Origin of the sequence: Clostridium sp., from assembly GCF_016650095.1 — a bacterium.
In the GTDB taxonomy this organism is placed as follows: domain Bacteria; phylum Bacillota; class Clostridia; order Clostridiales; family Clostridiaceae; genus Clostridium_AD.
In genome coordinates this window covers 1-6,324 of the sequence record NZ_JAENWL010000216.1, presented here as the reverse complement: position 1 = coordinate 6,324, position 6,324 = coordinate 1, and the positions used below count along the sequence as shown (strand labels likewise).

Genomic DNA, 6,324 nt, shown 5'->3' with positions numbered 1-6,324 from the left:
TGACGTAACTCAAATTCAACAAGTAACTGTAATGATGTTTTCTATAATGCTATTTGCACCACTTACAGGTATAGGTGGTATTATTATGGCTCTTAGAGAGGACAAAGTACTAACCTGGATTTTTGTAGTAGTAATTCCGGTACTTTTTATTATTATCGGTTCAGTTCTTCGAAAAGGCCTTCCACTGTTTAAGTTAATGCAGGTTAAATTAGATAAATTAAATCTTGTTTTACGTGAAGGGCTTACAGGAATTAGAGTAATACGTGCTTTTAATCGTATAGAAAATGAAAGACAAAGATTTGACTTTGCAAATCGTGATCTTATGGATAACTCAGTAAAAGTAAATATAATCATGGCAGTACTTATGCCAGTTATGATGCTTATTATGAACCTTACAACAATTGCAATTTTCTGGTTTGGAAGTATGAGAATAGATGCTGGTGACATGCAAGTTGGAGCACTTATGGCATTTATTCAATATGGTATGCAAATTTTATTTTCTTTCTTAATGGTCGCAATGATGTTTATTATGATACCTAGGGGTCAAGCTTCGGCAGTAAGGATAAATGAAGTATTAGATATGGAACCTGATATCGTAGATTTAGAAAAAACAAGTTTAGCAGATGAAAAAAGCGGTTATGTCGAGTTTAAGGAAGTCACCTTTAGCTACCCTGGAGCAGAACAACCGGCAATTAGTAATATAACATTTAGTGCGTCGCCTGGCGAAACAACAGCTATTATAGGAGGTACTGGGGCAGGCAAATCTACTTTAGTAAACTTAATACCTCGTTTTTATGATGTTCAGAGCGGCTCAGTTTTGGTGAACGGCACAGATGTGCGCGAAATTAGCCAGGAAGATCTAAGATCAAAAATAGGTTACGTTCCACAGAAAAATGTTCTCTTTTCTGGTACTATTACTGAAAATATTAAATATGGTAATGATAGTGCTACGCTGGATCAAATTGTGTATGCAGCTGATGTAGCTCAAGCTACAGAATTTATAAATGGAATGGACAAGGGATTTGATCATTTTATTGCACAAGGAGGGACTAATGTTTCGGGTGGGCAAAAACAGCGTCTTTCTATTGCTCGTGCACTAGTTAGAAAACCAGAAATATATATATTTGATGATAGTTTTTCAGCACTTGATTTTAAAACTGATGCAAAACTGCGAGCAGCACTTAAAAAGGAAACAGCTACGGCAACTGTTATTATTATAGCTCAAAGAGTTGCAACAGTTATGGACGCAGATAGAATAATAGTCTTAGATGATGGCCTGATCGCCGGAATGGGAACTCATAAAGAGCTTTTAGATAGCTGCAGTGTATATCATGAAATTGTATCCTCACAGCTCTCAGAGGAGGAATTGAAATGAGCGAAAATGCCAAAAGTGAAAAACCTAAAAGTGGACCTGGTGGTGGATTCGGAGGGAACTTAGGAAAACCTGTAGAGAAAGCAAAGGATTTTAAGGGTACCTTAATTAGACTTTTAGCTTACTTAAAACCAGAGATGTTTAAATTTATTATGGTATTTATATTTGCAATTCTAAGTACAATTTTTAGTATAGTGGGTCCCAAAATTTTAGGAAAAGCAACAACTAGTTTGTTTGAGGGCATAATGGCTAAAATGCAGCTGAGAACTCTAATACCACAAGAGGCTATGCTTGCACCACTAGCAGCTAACCCATATACTGCTACCCCTACAGTTGTAGTGAGCCTCGCCAAAGTTAAAGCTGCTATTGCTCAAATAATAAATTTTAATGGTGGTAACATAAACTTCCCATATATAAAACGTATAATTTTACTGTTAATCATATTATATATAATTAGTGCATTATTTGGCTACATTCAACAGTATATTATGGCTGGAGTAGCTCAGAAGACTGTTTATGTTCTTAGGTCAGATGTTGAAGATAAATTATCTAGATTACCACTTGAATTCTTTGATGCAAGAACTCATGGTGAAATATTAAGTCGTGTTACTAACGATGTAGATAATATCGCTACTACGCTTCAACAAAGTCTTACACAACTGGTTACATCAATGGCCACTATTATTGGTGTTGTTGTTATGATGTTATCGATAAGCCCATTATTAACAATGGTGGTTATATTAACACTGCCAATATATGCAATAGTAGTAATGTTAATTGCGAAGAAATCACAAAAATATTTTGCAGGTCAACAGAAAGAGATTGGCGCGCTTAATGGTCATGTGGAAGAAATGTATACAGGCCATAAAATTGTTAAAGCCTTTGGACATGAAAAGGATTCTATAAGACAGTTTAATACAATTAACAAAAGACTATATATATCAGGTTGGAAAGCACAGTTTATCTCAGGTATGATAATGCCACTAATGAGATTTATAAGTAATTTAGGTTACGTTTTAGTGTCGGTGGTAGGTGGTATTCTAGCCACTCAAGGGAAAATTAGTGTGGGTGATATTCAGGCATTTATTCAATATTCAAGTCAGTTTACTCAACCAATTGTTCAAACTGCAAATATTGCTAATATAATTCAATCAACGGTTGCCTCTGCTGAACGTGTCTTTGAACTTTTAGATGAGGGAGAAGAAATATCTGATGAGGGAAGTGTTACAGTTTTACAATTGCCAAGAGGTGAAGTAAAATTCGAAAATGTAGATTTCAGCTATAAAACTGGAGAACCACTTATAACTAATATGAATATTGATATCAAACAGGGTCATACCATAGCGATTGTGGGGCCAACTGGTGCAGGTAAATCTACACTTGTTAATCTATTGATGCGTTTTTATGAAGTAAACTCCGGAGCTATTTATATTGATGGAATAAACATTAAAGATATAAACCGTGGAGATCTTAGGAGCATGTTTGGTATGGTACTTCAGGATACCTGGTTGTTTAATGGCACAATAATGGAAAATGTAGCTTATGGAAAAGAAGGATCATCAGAGGAAGAAGTTATTCGTGCAACAAAAGCTGCTCATGCACATCACTTTATTAAGACTCTACCAGATGGTTACAATACGCTTTTAAATGAGGAAGCGTCTAATATATCTCAAGGACAAAAGCAACTTTTAACCATTGCTCGTGCAATAATTGCAAATCCAGCAATAATGATACTTGATGAAGCTACTAGTAGCGTTGACTCAAGAACAGAAGTTTATATACAAAAGGCTATGGCAGAGCTTATGAAAAATAGAACAAGTTTTGTTATTGCCCATAGACTATCTACAATTAAAAATGCTGAGTTAATATTGGTTATGGATAAGGGAAGTATTATTGAAATGGGTAACCATTATGAACTTTTGGAGCAAAAGGGTTTTTATGAAGATCTTTATAATAGTCAATTTGCTGGTGCAAATTTAGATAATTAAAATAAGTGGATTAATTCTTAAAAAATAAAGGTTGGTGTACAAAATGAAGGGTAAATTTAAATTAGTGTTAACAATCATTTTAGTCTTAATTCTTTTGGGAGGAGGGTCTACTGGAATATATTATTGGTATGAATATACCCATTATGTGACAACAGACAATGCAAAGCTAGCGGCTGATTTTACCAAAGTAATCCCTTTAGCTTCTGGAAAACTTTTGGAATTTAATGTGGACGAAGGGGATGTTGTAGTAAAGGATCAGCTTATAGGTAGATTAGAAGCTGGTGCAGATGGTGGCGCGGCGGCAAATATAAGAGCACCAATTAGTGGTGTAGTTGTTCAAAAGAATGTGCGCATTGGAGAATTTCAATCAAGCCTCCAGTCTCCAACACTTGCTCTAATAATGGATCCTCATAAAATTTATATAGTTTCTAATATCAATGAAACTGACTTGTTTAAAATAAAGATAGGTGAGGCAGTTGATATAACAATAGATCAATTTAAGGGTAAAAAGTTTACCGGAAAAGTAAAATCAATTGCACAAGCTGCAAATAGTTCGTTTTCATTTCTTCCAGCTCAAACTAGTGGAACTTTTACAAAGGTCGAAGAAAGAGTACAAGTGAAAATCGAGTTTGATAGTATTGATACTAAATTATTACCAGGCACAAATGCCATTGTAAAAATTCATATAAAATAATGGCGCACGAGGAAATTTATAAGTTAAATGAATATGAATGGAAGGTGAATAATATTGGAACCAAAATTGATAATTGAACCTAGTAAAAAGCCTAAAAGTAAGATCCCAAAAATAATAGGTGGAGTTATAATAATAGCTATTATTGCAGTGGTTATATTAAGTAATACAGTGATGAGTAACAAATTAGTTGGTTCAAACATGGTTATAGATCAGAAAACTGCAGTTGTAAAAAGAGGGGATATAAACATAGCGGTTAAGGGAGCAGGACCTATATATTTTACTAATAGTAATAAACTTTACTCAAGAGTTAACGCTACAATTAAAAAGGTTAACTTTAAAATAGGAGACGAGGTTAAGGCAGGAGACGTAATATACGAGCTTGATGATAAAGATGTCAAGAATTCTATAGATATCTCAAAGCAAGGACTTAAGCAAAGTCAGGTATCGCAAGGGGCAAGTAATGAAGCAGTTTCAGACTTATCAATTAGTGCTCCATTTACGGGACAGGTAAGTAATATTGCAGTAAATGTAGGCGATAAGCTGCAACCTGGAGGGCTAGTTCTTACAATTACGGACACTTCAAAGCTTAAAGTACTACTTGCTTTTAATGCAACAGATGTTGCTCAAATAACAATTGGTGAGGTAGCTAAGGTAAATATAACCTCATTAATGCAGTCTGTTAATGGAACTGTAACGTATATAAGTAATCAGCCATCATCAACAATTTCGGGTGGGCAATTATATACGGTAGAAATACAATTAAACAATCCCGGTGCTATTATTGGTGGTATGACTGCTAGTGCAGATGTTAAAACCTCTAAAGGGAGCGTAGTTAGTACAAATTCTGCCATTTTAAATTATATAACCAAGCAATCAGTTATTAGTAAAACTGGGGGAACGGTTCAAAGAATTGTTGTTAAAGAAGATCAAAAGGTCAACTCAGGAGCCCAGCTTATCCAAATAGAAAATAGTGCTGTTATACGCGCTCAAGAAGTTTCTAATATAGCAATTGAAACTTCTCAGGATCAGATAAATTTAGCATCCTCGCAGCTTGAGTATTTTAATATAACTTCACCTATTGATGGAGTATTATCATCGGTGAATTTTCAAGTTGGAGATACCTTAAACGCTGGAGCACTAGTTTCGGAAGTTTCAGATATAGCTGAGATGAAGTTCAATATACCTGTAGACGAAATTGATATAGCTAAGATTGCAGTTGGTCAGAATGTAAATATTAGCGTTAATTCCATTTCTAGTACATTAACTACTCCAGTTAAAGGAGAGGTTGATACTGTTGCAGTCAAGGGAGTATTTGTAAGCGGAGTAACCACTTACCTTGTAACTATTAAAGTTGAAGGTGGCTTTGATATACTAAAGGGTGGAATGAATGCCAATGCCGAGGTGGAAGCAATTAATAAAAAAGATGTTTTGTATGTTCCTGTTTCCGCAATAACAAAGGAGGATGGGAAGAGTTATGTTTCATTAAAAGGAAATGTTGAAAAGCGGTCAGAAGTAGAATTGGGCGTAAGTAATGCTGATTATATAGAAATTAAAAGTGGATTAATTGAAGGCGACGAGGTAATCTTAACACAACCGTTCTAACCGTTCTAGCACCTCCCACCAAGCACCAAGCACCCCCGAGGTCCAGAAAATTACCAAATTACCAGGCATTTCATTAGAGTAAAATTTAATGAAATGTTTTTTTGTTTAGGTAAGAAAATTTATGTCTATAATTAAAATAAAAACATAATAAAAGGAGAATTTTAATGTCAACACCTAAATTAATATGGTATGAAGGAGCAATTTATCATATAACAACTAGAGGAAATAATAAAAATGATATATTTAAAGATGAGGAAGATTTTAAAGCATATTTAACTACTTTAGGAGAAGCACTTATTTATTATAGTCATACAAATTATGAATTAGTAGCATATTGTTTAATGGATAATCATGTACATCTTATTATAAAAACTGGAGAAGAGCCTTTAACAAGGATAATGAGAAGAATAAATTCAATTTATACGAAATACTTTAATAGGAAATATAATTATATAGGTCATTTATTTCAAGCAAAGTATTTTTCAAAATTAATAGAAAGTGATAAGCAAATTTTAGAAGCTAGTAGATATGTGCATTTAAATCCAGTAAAAGCCAAAATGGTATCTATACCAGAAAAATATCAATGGACTAGTTATAGAATGTTTATAGGAGAAAAGAGTAAATTGGTAAATACTGAAATAATATTAAGTTATTTTAAGTATAGTGAT

Annotated in this window: 5 protein-coding genes; all 5 read left to right on the top strand. The window is 33.9% G+C overall.

The annotated features are described in order from the left end of the window. Positions 1-1,375 (top strand): ABC transporter ATP-binding protein (locus tag JJE11_RS12505; RefSeq protein WP_291636100.1); only part of this gene is annotated, 1,375 nt, incomplete at its 5' end. Continuing rightward, positions 1,372-3,360: an ABC transporter ATP-binding protein gene (locus tag JJE11_RS12500; protein ID WP_291636098.1), complete on the top strand. Its 1,989-nt coding sequence runs from the start codon at positions 1,372-1,374 to the stop codon at positions 3,358-3,360. The genes JJE11_RS12505 and JJE11_RS12500, both read left to right, overlap by 4 nt. Before the next feature lie 43 nt (positions 3,361-3,403). Then, entirely contained in the window at positions 3,404-4,054 is a 651-nt protein-coding gene (locus JJE11_RS12495) for an efflux RND transporter periplasmic adaptor subunit (protein ID WP_291636096.1), read from the top strand. Positions 4,055-4,108: 54 nt separating this feature from the next. Then, entirely contained in the window at positions 4,109-5,656 is a 1,548-nt protein-coding gene (locus JJE11_RS12490; protein ID WP_291636094.1) for an efflux RND transporter periplasmic adaptor subunit, read from the top strand. A gap of 164 nt (positions 5,657-5,820) precedes the next feature. Further along, the coding region (locus JJE11_RS12485; RefSeq protein WP_291636092.1) for a transposase at positions 5,821-6,324 on the top strand (504 nt) is incomplete at its 3' end.

What these genes read in the sequence shown, in the direction of transcription:
- JJE11_RS12500 (WP_291636098.1), top strand. Translation starts at nt 1,372, where the DNA reads ATGAGCGAAAATGCCAAAAGTGAAAAACCTAAAAGTGGACCTGGTGGT.
- JJE11_RS12495 (WP_291636096.1), top strand. Translation starts at nt 3,404, where the DNA reads ATGAAGGGTAAATTTAAATTAGTGTTAACAATCATTTTAGTCTTAATT.